At 68.4% G+C, this 15,704-nt stretch carries 16 protein-coding genes; 10 read left to right on the forward strand and 6 right to left on the reverse strand.

The features are described from left to right. Nucleotides 1-60: 60 nt before the first annotated feature. Together NN2_RS23965 and NN2_RS23970 are read right to left on the reverse strand one after the other, a co-directional pair. Nucleotides 61-2,409: an ABC transporter permease gene (locus NN2_RS23965; protein ID WP_063016092.1), complete on the reverse strand. Its 2,349-nt coding sequence runs from the start codon at nucleotides 2,407-2,409 to the stop codon at nucleotides 61-63. After that, on the reverse strand, nucleotides 2,403-3,170 hold the full coding sequence (locus tag NN2_RS23970; RefSeq protein ID WP_082857216.1) for an ABC transporter ATP-binding protein: 768 nt from the start codon (nucleotides 3,168-3,170) through the stop codon (nucleotides 2,403-2,405). Before NN2_RS23970 ends, NN2_RS23965 begins: the two co-directional genes overlap by 7 nt. A 152-nt stretch (nucleotides 3,171-3,322) precedes the next feature. Between NN2_RS23970 and argC the strand changes: the two genes are divergently transcribed. From argC to NN2_RS24000, 6 genes are read left to right on the forward strand one after another with little or no spacing between them, the layout of a single operon-like run. Further along, complete coding sequence (gene argC, locus NN2_RS23975; protein ID WP_063016093.1) at nucleotides 3,323-4,420, forward strand: N-acetyl-gamma-glutamyl-phosphate reductase; 1,098 nt, start codon at nucleotides 3,323-3,325, stop codon at nucleotides 4,418-4,420. Continuing rightward, the gene (argJ, locus tag NN2_RS23980) at nucleotides 4,417-5,634 is read left to right on the forward strand and encodes a bifunctional glutamate N-acetyltransferase/amino-acid acetyltransferase ArgJ (protein WP_063016094.1); all 1,218 of its coding nucleotides are present in this window, start codon (nucleotides 4,417-4,419) and stop codon (nucleotides 5,632-5,634) included. The genes argC and argJ overlap by 4 nt, the downstream gene beginning before the upstream one ends. Continuing rightward, the gene (argB, locus tag NN2_RS23985) at nucleotides 5,631-6,566 is read left to right on the forward strand and encodes an acetylglutamate kinase (RefSeq protein WP_082857217.1); all 936 of its coding nucleotides are present in this window, start codon (nucleotides 5,631-5,633) and stop codon (nucleotides 6,564-6,566) included. The genes argJ and argB overlap by 4 nt, the downstream gene beginning before the upstream one ends. Nucleotides 6,567-6,577: 11 nt before the next feature. Further along, the gene (locus NN2_RS23990) at nucleotides 6,578-7,765 is read left to right on the forward strand and encodes an acetylornithine transaminase (protein ID WP_063016106.1); all 1,188 of its coding nucleotides are present in this window, start codon (nucleotides 6,578-6,580) and stop codon (nucleotides 7,763-7,765) included. Between the two features lie 2 nt (nucleotides 7,766-7,767). Beyond that, the gene (gene argF / locus NN2_RS23995; protein ID WP_063016095.1) at nucleotides 7,768-8,706 is read left to right on the forward strand and encodes an ornithine carbamoyltransferase; all 939 of its coding nucleotides are present in this window, start codon (nucleotides 7,768-7,770) and stop codon (nucleotides 8,704-8,706) included. Between the two features lie 59 nt (nucleotides 8,707-8,765). Then, complete coding sequence (locus NN2_RS24000; protein ID WP_030518235.1) at nucleotides 8,766-9,239, forward strand: arginine repressor; 474 nt, start codon at nucleotides 8,766-8,768, stop codon at nucleotides 9,237-9,239. 39 nt (nucleotides 9,240-9,278) lie between these two features. Here NN2_RS24000 and NN2_RS24005 read toward each other — a convergent pair whose 3' ends face one another. After that, complete coding sequence (locus tag NN2_RS24005; RefSeq protein WP_063016096.1) at nucleotides 9,279-9,881, reverse strand: TetR/AcrR family transcriptional regulator; 603 nt, start codon at nucleotides 9,879-9,881, stop codon at nucleotides 9,279-9,281. A 77-nt stretch (nucleotides 9,882-9,958) separates the two neighbouring features. Between NN2_RS24005 and NN2_RS24010 the strand changes: the two genes are divergently transcribed. Then, the gene (locus tag NN2_RS24010) at nucleotides 9,959-10,513 is read left to right on the forward strand and encodes a TIGR03086 family metal-binding protein (RefSeq protein WP_063016097.1); all 555 of its coding nucleotides are present in this window, start codon (nucleotides 9,959-9,961) and stop codon (nucleotides 10,511-10,513) included. 10 nt (nucleotides 10,514-10,523) lie between these two features. Here NN2_RS24010 and NN2_RS24015 read toward each other — a convergent pair whose 3' ends face one another. Together NN2_RS24015 and NN2_RS24020 are read right to left on the reverse strand one after the other, a co-directional pair. Next, nucleotides 10,524-11,330, reverse strand: a complete 807-nt coding sequence (locus NN2_RS24015) for an SAM-dependent methyltransferase (RefSeq protein WP_063016098.1) — start codon at nucleotides 11,328-11,330, stop codon at nucleotides 10,524-10,526. A 173-nt stretch (nucleotides 11,331-11,503) separates the two neighbouring features. After that, a complete protein-coding gene (locus NN2_RS24020; protein ID WP_063016099.1) occupies nucleotides 11,504-12,373 on the reverse strand; it encodes an NmrA family NAD(P)-binding protein in 870 nt (289 codons plus the stop codon). A 72-nt stretch (nucleotides 12,374-12,445) separates the two neighbouring features. Here NN2_RS24020 and NN2_RS24025 point away from each other — a divergent pair, with 72 nt between their 5' ends. Both NN2_RS24025 and NN2_RS24030 read left to right on the forward strand, forming a co-directional pair. Then, nucleotides 12,446-13,060, forward strand: a complete 615-nt coding sequence (locus NN2_RS24025) for a TetR/AcrR family transcriptional regulator (RefSeq protein WP_063016100.1) — start codon at nucleotides 12,446-12,448, stop codon at nucleotides 13,058-13,060. Nucleotides 13,061-13,107: 47 nt separating this feature from the next. Then, entirely contained in the window at nucleotides 13,108-13,905 is a 798-nt protein-coding gene (locus NN2_RS24030) for a maleylpyruvate isomerase family mycothiol-dependent enzyme (protein WP_063016101.1), read from the forward strand. A gap of 48 nt (nucleotides 13,906-13,953) precedes the next feature. Here the strand turns inward: NN2_RS24030 and NN2_RS37400 are convergent, their stop codons facing one another. After that, complete coding sequence (locus tag NN2_RS37400; RefSeq protein ID WP_156055842.1) at nucleotides 13,954-14,121, reverse strand: hypothetical protein; 168 nt, start codon at nucleotides 14,119-14,121, stop codon at nucleotides 13,954-13,956. Nucleotides 14,122-14,440: 319 nt separating this feature from the next. Between NN2_RS37400 and NN2_RS24035 the strand changes: the two genes are divergently transcribed. Then, nucleotides 14,441-15,643 (forward strand): argininosuccinate synthase, encoded by a 1,203-nt coding sequence (locus tag NN2_RS24035; RefSeq protein WP_030518242.1) that lies wholly within the window; start codon nucleotides 14,441-14,443, stop codon nucleotides 15,641-15,643. Nucleotides 15,644-15,704 lie beyond the last annotated feature (61 nt).

The following is a 15,704-nucleotide window of genomic DNA, read 5'->3' on the forward strand; positions in this document are numbered from 1 at the left end:
ACAGCCGGATGGCTCCGGTGCTGCTCGGGCGGTCCGCCACGCCGGCCGGAGCGCTCCTCGTCAGAGTGAGCGCTCGCGAACGATGCGGGCGATGTCGAGGTTGCGGACGCGACGCAGTGCGGGAAGTTGGACAGTGATCGCGGCGGCCAGAACGGCTGACGCGACAAGTGCCGGTGTCGGCGAACTCATCGCCAATTCGAGACGGGCGCCCTGATTTTCGTAGGTGGCCAGCAGCCTGCGGGCGAGCAGGATGCCACATCCGATGCCGAGCGGAATGCCGACCACGACGAGGACGAGATTCTCGGCGGCGATCAGGCGCGACAGCATTCCGGTACCCATCCCCGCTGCCCGCAGGGCGCCGAGTTCTCCCAGCCGCTCGCCGATGTTGGCCGACATCGCGTTGAAAAGCAGCGCCGCGGCCATGGCTGCGGCGAAAATCAGCATGATTCCCACCAGCGTGTTGTACATCGCGAATGCCTGCCGCATGGCCGAGGCCACGGTGGCCGTGGAAAGGTACGCGACCGCACCGGGGATCGCGGTGAGCCGATCGGAGACGGCGCGCTCATCGGTCACGCCGGGCCGCAGTTTCACCAGCACGCCCGTATCCGGTACGGGACCGATAGCCTGCCTCAGGTAGTCGGCCGAAACGTACACAACCGGGGACAGCGGCTCGTCGACGAATCCGGCGATCGGTGCCGATAGGTGTTGTCCGGTGGCGGTATCGGCGACATTGACGGTGTCCCCGACCGAGACGCCCAGGGTGTCGTGCAGCCCCGAGCCGAGCAGTAAACCCTTGCTGGACAACTGGTTCGAACCGGACTCTGCGATGAACCGGTGCATCTGCGTCGCGGGCGGCAAGCTGATCACGAGGGTGTCGTAGTGACGATCCCCGGCCGAGAGTGCCACGTCGTAGCGGCCCATCGGCTCGGCCGCGGCGACGTCGGGGTCCTGCCGGACGCGGGTCAGCACCGAATCGGTAGCGCCGGGGGCGGTCGCGATCTCGCCGTCCTGCAGCATGATCCGGCCGTACTGCCGGTCGATGAGTGTCGCGACGGTGTCGCGCAACCCGGCGAAGACCATCACCAGGCTCACCGAGACGGCCACACCGACGATGGTCAACACCGCGCGGCGACGATTCCGCAGCACGGCCCGCAGCATCATCCGCCAGCGTGCCGGTGCGCGTTCGAGCGGTGGAACGAGGCGTTCGAGGACGCTGCGTCCTCCGCGCCGGGACGGCGGCGCGACTCGCATGGCCTCGGCGGGCGACATTCGCGCTGCGGCCCGCGCGGGCGCCCACGCGGCAACGGTCGCGGCGGCCAGGGTCGCGGCGGAAGCGACGAACAGGATGCCCGGATGCCATGCGGTCACATGCAAGGGCAGTCCGAGAGCCTGGGTATAGCGGGTGGTGATCCAGCCGCCGAGTACATAGCCCCCGGCCAGGCCGGGAACGATGCCGAGCACCGCGCACGCCACGCCGTATCCGAGGTAGTGCCGGCGCAGTAGCCCGGGGGAGAAGCCGTTGGCAGCGAGGGTTCCGATGACTGCCCGCTGCGCTGCCACCACGCGGGACAGCAGCACGTAGGTACCGAGCACGGCTGCGGCCAGGAACAACCACGGCAACAGATTCGCGAAGGTCCCGAATGCCTCGACGTCGTCCTGCAACGCTCGATACGACGGCTGCTGATCACGCGGGACAAGCTGCAGTCCGTGTGCTCGCGTGTAGCGCTCGGCTGCATTGACCAGATCACCCGCCGCAGCACGATCCGTTGCGTACAACGCGACCTGTTCCACCGGATCGGGCAGATTCCGGACCAGATCGCGGTCGGGAAGGAACACGACGCCGAAGTGCTCGGGGGTGGTCATGATCTCCTGCGTGGAGCGGGCGGGCCAGAAGTACTCCGTCGACAACGCCGAACCCGCCACCGGAATCGCTTGCCAGCCGCCGGGATTCAGAAGTTCGACGGTGTCGCCGGGATGCAGGTCGTAGTGATCGGCGAGGTGCTGTTCGACCACGAGCCGGCCCGCCGACGGCAATGTTCCCGACCGTATCGAGAGCCGGGAGACCTCGGGCTGTGCCCCGTCCGGGATACCGATCGCGCGGCCGAGGAAGGTCCGTCCTCCGATGCGAATGCCGACCTCGCTCTGATGCCTGACCTCGGCCACCGGCGCGCCCGGTAGCGCCTCCAATGCCGCAACGGATTGTCCCGCGCCCGGGCCGGAGACGACCGCGTCGGGCAGTCGTTGCGCACTGTAGGCCCGGGAAAAGGATTGATCGAGATTGCGGTAGGCGCTCGCGGCCGCGACGAACGCCGCGACGCCGATGGCCAGGACCGTGGCGACGGCCAGGAACTGCCAGCGCTGCCGCCATAGATCCCGGCGCAGCTTGCGTAGCAGCGTCCGGCCTACCACTGCAACTCCGACGCCTCGACCGGATGGTCCACCCACTCGGAACGGCTGATCTCACCCGACTGGAGCCACACCACGCGGTCGGCCATCCGGGCGATTTCGGAGTTGTGCGTCACGATCAGGACGGTGTGATGGCCCTCCCGCGCGAGACCACGCAATACGGCCAGCACCTGTCGGCCGGTGGTGAGGTCGAGACTGCCGGTGGGTTCATCGCACAGCAGCAGCGGCGGTTCCTTCACGATCGCCCGGGCGATGGCCACTCGCTGCTGCTGTCCACCCGACAGCTGTCCGGGAAATCGCTCGGCGACATCTGCGACACCGACGAGGTTCAGCGCGGCGCGACTGCGGGCGGCGGCATCCGGCCCCGTCAACTCCGCCAGTATTTCCACGTTCTCCAGCGCGGTCAAGGTCGGGACCAGATTGAAGAATTGGAAGACGAATCCGACGCGGTCCCGCCGGAACGCGGTGCGCTGCTTGTCGTTCAGCGCGCCGATATCCATGCCCGCCACTTCGACGACACCACCCGAGGGCTCCTCGATCCCACCCACCAGGTTCAGCAATGTGGTTTTACCCGACCCCGACGGACCCAGCAGCACCACGAACTCGCCCGGCCGGATCTTCAGATCCACATCGCGCAGCGCGACCACCTGGCCCGCACCGGAGCCGTAGGTCTTACCGACTCCTGTCATTCGTAGCGCGGGCGCACCCGATGCCGCGGCGGCCTCGGCCGCGAGCAACGGATCCGCGTGGGTGCGGCGATTCATGATCTCAGCGTCGCGAACCGGCTGTTACGGCGGGAAGGGCCGGTTGTCACATATCGTTGCCGAACTGGGTCTTCACCGACCGGAGCGATCCTGTGCCCACGGGTCCACAACCCGCCCGTGAATGAGCTTGCATGATCGTGCATAATCATCACATGGCGGATACCTCGAGTGGGCCCGTGGTGCGGGTCGCGGTAGCTGGTGCGAGCGGATACGCGGGCGGTGAGGTCCTGCGTGTGCTGCTGGGGCATCCGGAGTACCGAGCCGGGCGCCTCGAGATCGGGGCGCTGACCGCGGGATCCAATGCCGGGACCACGCTGACACAGCTGCAGCCGCATCTGCTGCCGCTGGCCGATCGCGTCCTCGAGGCGACCACGGCGGAGGTGCTGGCCGGGCACGACGTGGTGTTCCTCGGGCTGCCGCACGGGCAGTCCGCCGCCATCGCGCAGCAGCTGCCGGAGTCCACGGTGATCATCGACTGCGGGGCCGATTTCCGGCTCACCGACCCCCAGGACTGGGAGACCTATTACGGATCCCCGCATGCCGGAAGCTGGCCCTACGGTCTGCCGGAGCTGCCCGGCGCCCGGGAACAGCTGCGCGGGGCCACCCGGATCGCGGTACCGGGCTGCTATCCGACGGTGTCGAGTCTGGCGCTGGCGCCGGCGGTCGGGGCGGGCATCGTCGAACCGGATGTGACCGTGGTCGCGGTGAGCGGCACCTCGGGCGCGGGCCGCAAACTCGACGTGGGGCTGCTGGGTTCGGAGGTGATGGGCTCGGTCCGCGCCTACAACATCGCCGGCGCGCACCGGCACACCCCCGAGATCGCGCAGAACCTGAAGGCCGCGGCCGCGGCGACGGGCGCCGACATCGGCGATGTCACAGTCTCTTTCACGCCGGTGCTGGCCCCGATGCCGCGCGGCATCCTGGCCACCTGCACCGCGCGCCTGCGTCCCGACGCCGCGGGCGCGGTGGCCGACCTGGCCGCCGCCCGCGCGGTCTACGACAAGGCATACGGCGACGAACCGTTCATCCACCTGCTGCCCGAAGGCGTACTGCCGCAGACCGGTTCGGTGGTCGGCTCCAACGCCATCACCCTGCAGGTCGCCGTCGACACCGCCGCCCGCACGCTGGTGGTGATCGGCGCCATCGACAATCTGACCAAGGGCACCGCGGGCGCCGCGGTGCAATCGATGAATCTCGCTCTCGGTCTCGACGAGGCCGCCGGACTTTCCACCGTAGGAGTGGCACCGTGACCGACACCGATATCGCCGGCGGCAAACTGGTCCGCACCCAGGGTGTGACCGCACCGCTCGGATACCGGGCCGCCGGCATCGCAGCCGGCATCAAGGCGAACGGAAAGCTCGATCTGGCACTGGTTTTCAACGAGGGGCCCGACTACGCCGCGGCGGGTGTGTTCACCCGCAACAAGGTGAAGGCCGCGCCGGTGCTGTGGTCGCAGCAGGTGCTCACCAGCGGGCGCCTGCGCGCGGTGATCCTCAATTCCGGCGGCGCCAACGCCTGCACCGGCCCGGGCGGATTCCAGGACACCCACGCCACCGCCGAGGAACTGGCGAAAGCGTTGAGCAACTGGGGAACCGAAACCGGCGCGGGCGAAATCGCGGTCTGCTCAACGGGTTTGATCGGTGACCGGCTGCCGATGGACAAAATGCTGCCCGGCGTGACCGAGATCGTGCACGAGATGGCGGGCGGCCTGTCCGGCGGCACCGACGCCGCGCACGCCATCATGACCACCGACACCGTGCCGAAGCAGGCCGCGTTCCATCACGCCGACAAATGGAATGTCGGCGCGATGGCCAAGGGCGCGGGCATGCTCGCCCCGTCGCTGGCCACCATGCTGGTCGTGGTCACCACCGACGCCGCCGCCACCCCGCAGCAGCTGGATACGGCGCTGCGCAATGCCACCCGGCTGACCTTCGACCGGCTCGACGTCGACGGCTCCTGCTCGACCAACGACACCGTATTGCTGCTGGCCAACGGCGCCAGCGGCGTCACCCCGAGCCAGGAGGAGCTCGACGCCGCGGTGCTGGCGGTCTGCGACGACCTCGCCGCGCAGCTGATGGCCGACGCCGAAGGCGTCACCAAGCGCGTCGAGATCACCGTCACCGGCGCGGTGAGCGAGGACGAGGCGCTGATCGCCGCTCGCGCGGTCGCCCGCGACTCGCTGGTCAAGACCGCGTTCTTCGGTTCCGATCCGAACTGGGGCCGGGTGCTGGCCGCGGTGGGCATCGCCCCCATCGAACTCGATCCCGATCGGGTGACCGTGTCGTTCAACGGAAATCCGGTGTGCGTCAACGGAACCGGCGCTCCCGGCGCACGTGAGGTGGACCTGTCCGGGCCCGATATCGCGGTGCTGGTCGAACTGGGGCTCGGCGAGGGTACCGCCACCGTGCGCACCACCGACCTCTCGCACGGCTACGTCGAAGAGAATTCGGCCTACAGCTCATGACCACCGAAGCGACACCGGAGGTTCCGGTGACCACCCAGGACCTGTCGGCGCTGGACAAGGCGCACGTGCTGGCCGGCGCGCTGCCGTGGCTGCAGAAGTTCCGCGACAAGATCGTGGTCGTCAAATACGGCGGCAACGCCATGATCGACGACACCCTCAAACACGCTTTCGCCGCCGATATGGCGTTCCTGCGCACCGTCGGCGTGCACCCGGTGGTGGTGCACGGCGGTGGCCCGCAGATCAGCGCCATGCTGAAGAAGCTGGGGCTGCAGGGCGAATTCCGCGGCGGCTTCCGCGTCACCACCCCCGAGGTGATGGATGTGGTGCGGATGGTGCTGTTCGGTCAGGTCGGCCGGGAACTGGTCGGGCTGATCAACGCGCACGGCCCGTACGCGGTCGGCATCTCCGGTGAGGACGCGCGGCTGTTCACCGCCACCCGCCGCACCGTCACCGTCGACGGCGAGCAGACCGACATCGGCCTGGTCGGCGACGTCACCGCCGTCAACCCGGACGCGGTGCTGGATCTCGTTCGCGCCGGGCGCATTCCGGTGGTCTCGACCATCGCGCCCGATGCCGACGGCGTGGTGCACAACATCAACGCCGACACCGCCGCCGCCGCGCTGGCCCAGGGCATCGGCGCGGAGAAGCTGGTGGTACTCACCGATGTCGAAGGCCTGTACACGAATTGGCCCGACCGCTCGTCACTGACCACCCATATCGACACCGCCGCCTTGGCCGCACTGCTGCCGAGCCTGGACGCGGGCATGGTGCCGAAGATGGAGGCCTGCCTGCGCGCGGTGCAGGCCGGTGTCCCGACCGCACATGTGATCGACGGCCGGGTACCGCATGCGGTACTGCTGGAACTGTTCACCGGGGAAGGTATCGGAACGATGGTGACCCCACCCGAGACGGCAGGAACGACAACGTCATGAGCGACAACGTCATGAGCACAGAGCAATTGCAGCAGCGGTGGTCGTCCGCGCTGATGAACAACTACGGCACCCCGAAGGTGGCGCTGGTGCGCGGCTCGGGCGCGGTCGTCTACGACGCCGAGGGCAACCGCTACGTCGACTTCCTGGGCGGTATCGCGGTCAACAGCCTGGGCCACGCCCATCCGGCGATCGTGGAGGCTGTCACCCAGCAACTCGGCACCCTCGGCCACGTCTCGAATCTGTATGTCAGCGAGCCGGTTCTGGAACTGGCCGAGAAGCTGCTCGCGCATTTCGGTGACGGACACGGCCGGGCGTTCTTCTGTAATTCGGGCACCGAGGCCAACGAGGCGGCGTTCAAGATCGCGCGCCTCACCGGACGGCACAAGATCGTCGCCTGTGACGAGGCCTTCCACGGCCGCACTATGGGCGCGCTCGCGCTCACCGGGCAGCCGTCGAAGCGGGCGCCGTTCGAACCGATGCCACCCGGTGTCGTGCACGTGCCTTACGGTGACGCCGCCGCGCTGGCCGCCGCGGTGGATTCCGATACCGCCGCGGTCTTCCTCGAGCCGATCATGGGGGAGAGCGGTGTGGTGGTGCCGCCGCTGGACTATCTGGCCGAGGCCCGCCGGATCACCTCCGAGCACGGCGCGCTGTTGATCCTCGACGAGGTGCAGACCGGAATCTGCCGCACCGGACCGTTTTTCGCGCATCAGGCCGTGGGCATCGTGCCCGATGTGATCACGCTGGCCAAGGGGCTGGGTGGCGGTCTGCCCATCGGCGCGGTGCTGGCGCAGGGCCGGGCGGCGGAACTGCTCACCCCCGGACTGCACGGCACCACCTTCGGCGGTAATCCGGTCAGCGCCGCGGCGGCGCTGGCGGTGCTGCGGACCATCGACGAGCAGGGGCTGGCCGCGCACGTCGAATCGGTCGGCAAAACGCTGATCGACGGCATCGAGGAACTCGGCCATCCGCTGGTCGACCACGTGCGCGGCGCGGGGCTGCTGATCGGAATCCAACTGACCGAGGACGTTTCGGCGAAGGTCGAGGCGGCCGCGCGTGCCGCCGGCTATCTGATCAACCCGCCGAAGCCGAATGTGATCCGGTTGGCCCCGCCGCTGATCCTGACCGAGGCACAGGCGCAGGGCTTCCTCGCCGACCTGCCCGGCATCCTCGACGCGGCTTCCCAGGAGAGTGAGTGACCATGGTGCGGCATTTCCTGCGTGACGACGACGTCACGCCCGCCGAACAGGCCGAAATCTTAGCGCTGGCAGCGGAATTGAAGGCCGCGCCGATTTCCCGTCGGCCGCTGGAGGGGCCGCGCGGGGTGGGTGTGATCTTCGAGAAGAACTCCACCCGTACCCGGTTCTCCTTCGAGATGGGCATCGCGCAACTCGGCGGGCACGCGGTGGTGGTCGACGGCCGCGACACCCAGCTGGGCCGCGAGGAAACCCTCGCCGATACCGGACGGGTGCTGTCGCGCTACGTCGACGCCGTCGTCTGGCGCACCTTCGAACAGCACCGGCTCGACGAGATGGCTTCGGCGGCAACGGTTCCGGTGGTGAACGCGCTGTCCAACGAGTTCCATCCGTGCCAGGTGCTGGCCGATCTGCTGACGTTGCGCGAATGCAGGGGCGAACTCGCCGGGCGCAAACTCACCTACTTCGGCGACGGCGCGAACAATATGGCGCATTCGCTGCTGCTGGGCGGCGTCACCGCCGGACTGGATATCACCATCGCCGCGCCCGAGGGGTTCCAGCCGTACGACTGGGTGCTCGAGGCCGCCCGCAAGCGGGCCGCCGAAACCGGCGCCACGATCACCCTGACCGAGGATCCGGTCGCGGCGGCCACCGGCGCCGACGCCCTGGTCACCGACACCTGGACCTCGATGGGGCAGGAGAACGACGGCCTCGACCGGGTCGGCCCGTTCCGCCCGTTCCAGCTGAACGCCGAACTGCTCGCCCATGCCGCCTCGGATGTGGTTGTGCTGCATTGCCTTCCGGCGCATCGAGGCGAGGAGATCACCGACGAGGTGCTCGACGGCCCGCACAGTGTCGTGTGGGACGAGGCCGAGAACCGGCTGCACGCGCAGAAGGCGCTGCTGGTGTGGTTGCTGGAGCGACGATCGGGCGGTGCGGCGTGAGCACTGCGAGAACGAACGGGTCGGGCGCCGGATCGGAGGGTCCGCGCACCGGCCCGGCCATCGCACGCACCCGCGCCGGGCGCCAGCAGCGCATCGTGGAACTGTTGTCCGCCAACGCGGTTCGCAGCCAGACCGAGTTGGCTGCCCTGCTCGCCGACGAGGGCATCGAAACCACCCAGGCCACCCTGTCGCGTGATCTGGACGAACTCGGCGCGGTGAAACTGCGCGCCGCCGACGGTGGCGCCGGTATCTACGTCGTCCCCGAGGACGGCAGCCCTGTGCGCGGCGTCACCGGCGGCACGTCCCGGCTCTCCAAACTGCTCGGCGACCTGCTGGTCTCCACCGACCACAGCGGCAACCTCGCTGTCCTGCGGACGCCGCCGGGTGCGGCGCACTTCCTGGCCAGCGCACTCGACCGCGCGGCACTGCCCGAAGTGGTCGGCACCATCGCCGGTGACGACACCATCGCGGTCATCGCCCGCGAACCCATGACGGGTGCCGAACTGGCCGCGAAGATCGAACATTTGGCGTAGACGGCCGAATCGGAGATCGACCCGGCTCGGACGTCTGCTTCACGGCGCCAGCCCCAAGGCGGCTCGAAGCGCCGCCCGCCCGCGATCGGCCGCGCGGGGATCGTCCAGCAGTTGAATCTCCTGGTTGACCGCCATCGTGATTCCGATGACAGTGGTGACCAGTTCGTCCACCGGGCGATGGGGGCCGTCCGATTCTGCTCGGCAGGCAACGATTTCGGCTGCCAGCGCTGCGCGAGCGCCGTCCACGTACGCGCGGAGGCGATCGCGGAGCGCTCCCGGCCGGCCGTCGAGTTCGGTCGAGGCCGCGGTGACGAAACAGCCTCCGGGAAAAGGGCATTCGGCCAGATAGGCGATCCAGTTGTCGATCATCCGCCCCAACCGTTCGATGCCCGGCGGCAATCCCTCCAGCGGTGCGATCACCGCCTCGCGGAAGATCTTCCCGGCTTGTTCCAGGGCGGCGAGTTGCAGCTGTTCCCGCGAGCCGAAGGGGCCGACGACGCCGGCCTTGCTCATCTCCAGGCTCTCGGCGAGAGATCCGATCGTCACACCCTCCAGGCCCCTCAGCGAGGCCTGCTCGACGGCGACGGAGACGATGCGCTCTCGCGTGCGAGATGCGTCGACGGCGGAACGGCGAGGTGACATCCGTTCAGCATAGCGTCCGATCGTTCGCTATAGTCATTTGGCGAACGCTCGTACGCTAAACGATGAAAGGTGTTGTGATGAGCGAACTTCTGCGGCTGGACGCGATGGCTCTGGCCCTGATCGGCCACGATGTGGTCACACTCGAGGACGCGGATCTCACCGCGCCGACGCCGTGCGCGGGATGGAATGTCGCCGATCTGATCACGCATATGAACGAGCGGCACGAGGCGGTCAACTCCTCCGTGCTCGGGACCTCGGCCGAATTCATCGACGATCCGCGCGCCGCGTTCGCGCACGTCACGGCCCGGTGGATCGCGGCGATCGAGCGCTCCGGTGAGGTCGTGGAACTGCCGCGGTCCGGCCCGCTCGCCACCGAACGAGTGCTGGGCATCCATCTGGTGGACATGCTCACTCACCGCTGGGACCTCGCGCGGGCGCTGCACCGTCCCTGTCCCGTCCCGCCGCGATTGACGGCGGTGGCATTGCCGATCGCCCGGTCGATCACCGCGCCCGGCAGCCCGCTCACCGGCCCCGGCGGCGCCTACCGGCCCCGGCTGGCCGAGGACGAATCACGCCCGCCACTGGACCGTATAGTCGCCCTCCTCGGCCGCGACCCGGACTGGCGCGGCTGAGCGTCGAACGCTACGGCTTGCGGGCGACCGCGCCCCAGCAGTTGACCTGGGCGTCGAGCCAGGACGGGGGTTCGATGCCGGGGCGCCAGCGGTTGACCGCGACGACGCCCGGATCCAGCAGTTCGAGGCCGTCGAAGAAGGCGGCGAATTCGTCGCGGGTGCGGGCCTGCGCGTATACGGCGCTGCGGCGATACATCTCTAGCGCCCGGTCCATCCCTTCCGGGTCCAGATCGGCGGTGATGTGTGACGCGACGACGAACGAGCCGGGCGCGAGGTTGTCGAGCAGGGTCTTCAGGACGCCGGCCGGATTCTGTTCGGCGGACAGGAAATGCAGCACCGCGACCAGGCTCAACGCCACCGGACTGGCCAGGTCGAGGGTCTCGCGCAATTCCGATGCGGCCAGGATCGCCTCGGGATCGGTGAGGTCGGCCTGAATGTAGGCGGTGCGGCCCTCGGGCGATCCCGCGAGCAGGGCACGCGCGTGTGCCAGCACCACCGGGTCGTTGTCGACGTACACCACGCGGGCCTCCGGGGCCCGCTCCTGCGCCACTTGATGCAGATTGGGTTCGGTCGGGATGCCCGTGCCGATGTCGAGGAACTGTTTCACCCCGGCATCGGCGAGGGCGTCGACCGCGCGGTGCATGAATTGCCGGTTGTGCCGGGCCGCGATCCGTACCGTCGGAAAGCCTTCCATGACCTTCTCGAGCGCGCGGCGGTCGACTTCGTAGTTGTCCTTGCCGCCCAGTGCGTAGTCGTAGATGCGGGCACTGCTGGGCGCCTCGGCATCGGAGGTCGCACTGCTGTCGGACGCGTTCATCACATTCCTGTCGGCACGGGATCGTCTCGATCGGATGGTATTCGAAATCAAGCGCTCGTGCACGGATTCCGCGTCGACCGGAAGGCGTTGCCGATCAAAGGGTTTGGGGGTCCGGAACGGCGGCCGCCGATGGCGCGGGTGACATTCCGGACCCGACGACCGAATCGGGCGAATCAGCCGGCGACCGCCGGAGCGAGCACCTCCTCGCACCACTGCCGGAAACCGGTGGGGGAGTAGGACTCCGGTGTGCGAGGCGTGTCGTAGAGGCCGTCGTCGACGGCGGCCGACATATCCGCCAGCCCCTGCGCCCAGGCCGCGCTCATCCCGTGCGCCGTCAGCGATGCCGTGTAGTCGGCGGCCGAGACCTGCTGATAGCCGATCGGGCGGCCGAGTACCTCGGACATGATGCGCGCCATATCGTTGTGCGACAGATCTTCCGGACCGCGGATCTCCACGCTGTCCTGTCCGGTCCAGGAATCGTCGAGCAGCAGCCGGGCCGCGACGGCCGCGATATCCCGTGTGGCACAGGCGGGCAACCGGTGATCGCCGGACACGGTGCCGAAGAAGGTGCCGAGGTTCCGGATCGGATCGACCTGCCGCAGCATATTGTCCATGAATCCGGGCGGGCACAGCGACCGGTAATGCACCCCGCTGCTCTCGATCAGCGCGTCCATCGCGAAAATCGCCGAGATCTGTCCCGCCTTGCGGCCGTTGGCGCGACCGAGGCTCGAGACGGCGACGATCCGGCCGATGCTGTCGAGTGCCTCGCACAGCGGCGTCACGAATTCCAGCAGGTGACCGGGCACGCTGGGCGCCGACGGATTCGGCGGAACCAGCCAGAACACGGTGTCGGCGCCCTTCACCGCGGCGGCGACGACCTCGCGATCGGAGGTCGATCCCTGGACCACCTCGACCCGCTCGCGGATGTGCGGGGCCAGGCGCGCCGGATCGCGGGCGATCACCCGGATCGGCTGGTCGCTGCCGGCCACGAGATCGAGGACCTGCTGTCCGATACTGCCTGTAGGTGTGGTTACGACGATCATGAACTACTCCTGAACGAGTGCGACGTAAGTAAACTACACCGTACCGTTTACTTTGACGGAAGGGAAGACCGCATGGCGAGGCGTGGTGATCGGCTGCGCGAACACATCCTGTGGACGGCCAAGGACGTCTTCCTCGAGGTGGGGTTCGAGCGGACGTCGATGGATGTGCTGGCCGCGCGCGCCGAAACCTCGAAGCGAACCCTGTACGCGCATTTCGAGAACAAGGACGCGCTGTTCCTCGCCGTCGTCGACTTCGTGCGCGGCCTGCATCTGAACCGGCTGGGGACTCCCGAGGACTACGGTGACGACCGACTGGCCGCGGTGACCGGATACTGCGTCGGATTCCTCCGGTCGGTGGTGTGGGTCCAGTCGGTGCGCACCTGCCGGCTGGTGATCGCCGAAGCGGAGCGGGTACCGGCGGCCGCCGCCGATTTCTACGACGCCATCTTCGCGACCACCCGCCGCAATCTCACCGCATTCGTGGCGGCGAAGTGGCAGCTGCCCGAATCCGAGGCGCTCGCCGCCGTGGACGAAATCTTCTCTCTCGCAATCCATCCGCGCTTCACGGCGGTCCTGTTCGGCATCGAGGAAGCGCCGCACGAGTGGCCCGAACGGCAACCGGCCACGACCGATCCGGACCACGACCGAATTCGCCGGATCGTCACCGGAGTACTTGGAGACGCCTGACGCGTCGAGTCCGTGAATCTGTCGGTGCCCGTCCGTAGGGTGTGCGCATGGCGCTGACCTTCGAGCGGTACTGCGATGAGATCGTTGCCCAGACCGACTTGCTGCGAGCCACACTCGCGCATGCCGATACCGCGCTTCCCGTCCCGACCTGTCCGGGCTGGACCGTGGGCCAGCTGGGACGCCACCTCGGCGGTGCGCAGCGGTGGGCACGGGCGGCCGTGGCCGGCCGGGTTCGAGAACCGTTGCCGGAGGACGACTTCGCGTTCCGGGATCTGTCCGGATATCTGGACGAGGACCCCGAACAATTACGTGATTGGCTCGCCGAGGGTGCCGCGGAGTTGTCCGCCGAACTGCTCGAGGCGGGGCCCGGCCTCGCGCTCTGGACGCCGGTGCCGGTCGTGCCGACCACGGACTTCTACGCCCGCCGCTTCACCCACGAAACGCTGATCCATCGCGCGGATGCCACGCTCGCGCTGGGTGCCGAATATCACGCCGCGCCGGATGTGGCCGCGGACGCCATCGACGAATGGCTGGAACTGGGCTCGCTGCCGGTGATGTTCGACTACAAGCCGGAGGCGCGGGAACTGCTGGGGCCCGGTCGCACGCTGCACTTTCATGCCATCGACACGTCCGAGGAGCTGCAAGCCGAATGGATCGTCGATCTCACCGGCGATGCCATCGGCTGGCGGCGCGCCCACGAGCGCGCCGCGGTCGCGATTCGCGGGCCGCTCACCGAACTCCTGCTGGTGATCTATCGGCGCCGGCCGGTCGAGGACGCCGATATCGAGATCCTGGGCGAGCGGGAACTGTTCGACTTCTGGCTCGATCGGGTCAGCTTCGGGTGAGTAGCGGGCCCGCAACGAACCGCCGGCCCGGCGCTCGGGTCCCGCGGCTCAGGCCAGCGGATACTGTCCGGGCGGGTAGTTCCCGCCGAAGCCGCCGCCCGGCGTGCCCGCGCCGCCCGCGCCGATGAGGTCGGAGATGAGGGTGATCACCGATTGGCCGATCGCCAGCACGTCCGAGCCGATCGTGCCGAAATAACCCGCAAACGTGGAGAGCATGGGTCCGCCTTTCCCGGGGCATCTGGGGTCGTTCGCTATCAGGGTGACATATCGGTGATACCCGGTTGCGGCAATCTCATTGACGCTCACGGGTTTCGGGGTGAATGTCCGCGGTTGTCCGATCCGTCGGGTGGGCCGGTGGGGGCGCCGTGGTGCTCGGGCGGTGGTACGCCCACCCCCGGTTATGAATGGGATTGCATCATCATGCATAATCATTTGCAGTTGATGTGAGCCGTCCGAGGGCGGGTAGCGGCGGCACATCGCACCGGTGACATCGCGCACCCCCTACGCATACGCACGAACCTGAGGAGCATCAGATATGGCCGATCGCGTCGTACTCGCCTATTCCGGCGGGTTGGACACCTCCGTTGCCATCAGCTGGATCGGCAAGGAGACCGGGGCCGAGGTGGTCGCCGTCGCGATCGATCTTGGTCAGGGCGGCGAGGACATGAACGTGGTGCGCCAGCGTGCACTGGACTGCGGCGCGGTCGAGGCCATCGTGGTCGACGCCCGCGACGAATTCGCCGACGAGTACTGCCTGCCGACCGTGCAGGCCAACGCCCTCTACATGGGCCGCTACCCGCTGGTGTCCGCGATCAGCCGCCCGTTGATCGTCAAGCACCTGGTCGAGGCGGCCGAGTACCACGGCGCGACCACCGTCGCGCACGGCTGCACCGGTAAGGGCAACGACCAGGTTCGCTTCGAGGTCGGCATCGGCGCGCTCGCGCCCGATCTGAACGTCATCGCCCCCGTGCGCGACTACGCGTGGACCCGGGAGAAGGCCATCGCCTTCGCCGAGGAGAACGCGCTGCCGATCACCGTCAGCAAGAAGTCGCCGTTCTCGATCGACCAGAACCTCTGGGGCCGCGCGGTGGAGACCGGCTTCCTCGAGGATCTGTGGAACGCGCCGACCAAGGACGTCTACGACTACACCGTCGACCCGACCGTCAACTTCGAGGCGCCCGACGAACTGATCGTCACCTTCGACAAGGGTGTGCCGATCGCGATCGACGGCCGCCCGGTCAGCGTGCTCGAGGCCATCACCGAGCTCAACAAGCGCGCGGGTCGCCAGGGCGTGGGCCGGCTGGACATGGTCGAGGACCGCCTGGTCGGCATCAAGAGCCGCGAGATCTACGAGGCGCCGGGCGCCATCGCGCTGATCACCGCGCACCAGGAGCTCGAGGCCGTCACCGTCGAGCGCGAACTCGGCCGCTACAAGCGTCAGGTCGAGCAGCGCTGGGGCGAGCTGGTCTACGACGGCCTGTGGTTCTCCCCGCTCAAGCGGGCCCTGGACGCCTTCGTGCGCGACACCCAGCAGCACGTCTCCGGTGAGGTGCGCATGGTGCTGCACGGCGGCAACGTCGTCGTCAACGGCCGCCGCAGCGAGGAGTCGCTCTACGACTTCAACCTGGCCACCTACGACGAGGGCGACAGCTTCGACCAGTCGCTGGCCAAGGGCTTCGTCCAGATCCACGGCCTGTCCTCCAAGGTCGCCGCGCGCCGGGACCTGTCCAAGAAGTAGGAAGCCGGCGGGCTCGGCCGCACGATCGGCCGAGTCGTGCGGCCGGTCGGGAGCAGCGGCA

Origin of the sequence: Nocardia nova NBRC 15556, from assembly GCF_001613005.1 — a bacterium.
GTDB classification, from domain to species: Bacteria; Actinomycetota; Actinomycetes; order Mycobacteriales; family Mycobacteriaceae; genus Nocardia; species Nocardia nova.

Bases quoted from the DNA above. Each gene is read 5' to 3' on its own strand.
- NN2_RS23970 (WP_082857216.1), bottom strand. From the start codon at position 3,170: ATGAATCGCCGCACCCACGCGGATCCGTTGCTCGCGGCCGAGGCCGCC.
- argC (WP_063016093.1), top strand. From the start codon at position 3,323: ATGGCGGATACCTCGAGTGGGCCCGTGGTGCGGGTCGCGGTAGCTGGT.
- argB (WP_082857217.1), top strand. From the start codon at position 5,631: ATGACCACCGAAGCGACACCGGAGGTTCCGGTGACCACCCAGGACCTG.
- NN2_RS23990 (WP_063016106.1), top strand. From the start codon at position 6,578: ATGAGCACAGAGCAATTGCAGCAGCGGTGGTCGTCCGCGCTGATGAAC.
- argF (WP_063016095.1), top strand. From the start codon at position 7,768: ATGGTGCGGCATTTCCTGCGTGACGACGACGTCACGCCCGCCGAACAG.
- NN2_RS24005 (WP_063016096.1), bottom strand. From the start codon at position 9,881: ATGTCACCTCGCCGTTCCGCCGTCGACGCATCTCGCACGCGAGAGCGC.
- NN2_RS24010 (WP_063016097.1), top strand. From the start codon at position 9,959: ATGAGCGAACTTCTGCGGCTGGACGCGATGGCTCTGGCCCTGATCGGC.
- NN2_RS24015 (WP_063016098.1), bottom strand. From the start codon at position 11,330: ATGAACGCGTCCGACAGCAGTGCGACCTCCGATGCCGAGGCGCCCAGC.
- NN2_RS24020 (WP_063016099.1), bottom strand. From the start codon at position 12,373: ATGATCGTCGTAACCACACCTACAGGCAGTATCGGACAGCAGGTCCTC.
- NN2_RS24025 (WP_063016100.1), top strand. From the start codon at position 12,446: ATGGCGAGGCGTGGTGATCGGCTGCGCGAACACATCCTGTGGACGGCC.
- NN2_RS24030 (WP_063016101.1), top strand. From the start codon at position 13,108: ATGGCGCTGACCTTCGAGCGGTACTGCGATGAGATCGTTGCCCAGACC.
- NN2_RS37400 (WP_156055842.1), bottom strand. From the start codon at position 14,121: ATGCTCTCCACGTTTGCGGGTTATTTCGGCACGATCGGCTCGGACGTG.
- NN2_RS24035 (WP_030518242.1), top strand. From the start codon at position 14,441: ATGGCCGATCGCGTCGTACTCGCCTATTCCGGCGGGTTGGACACCTCC.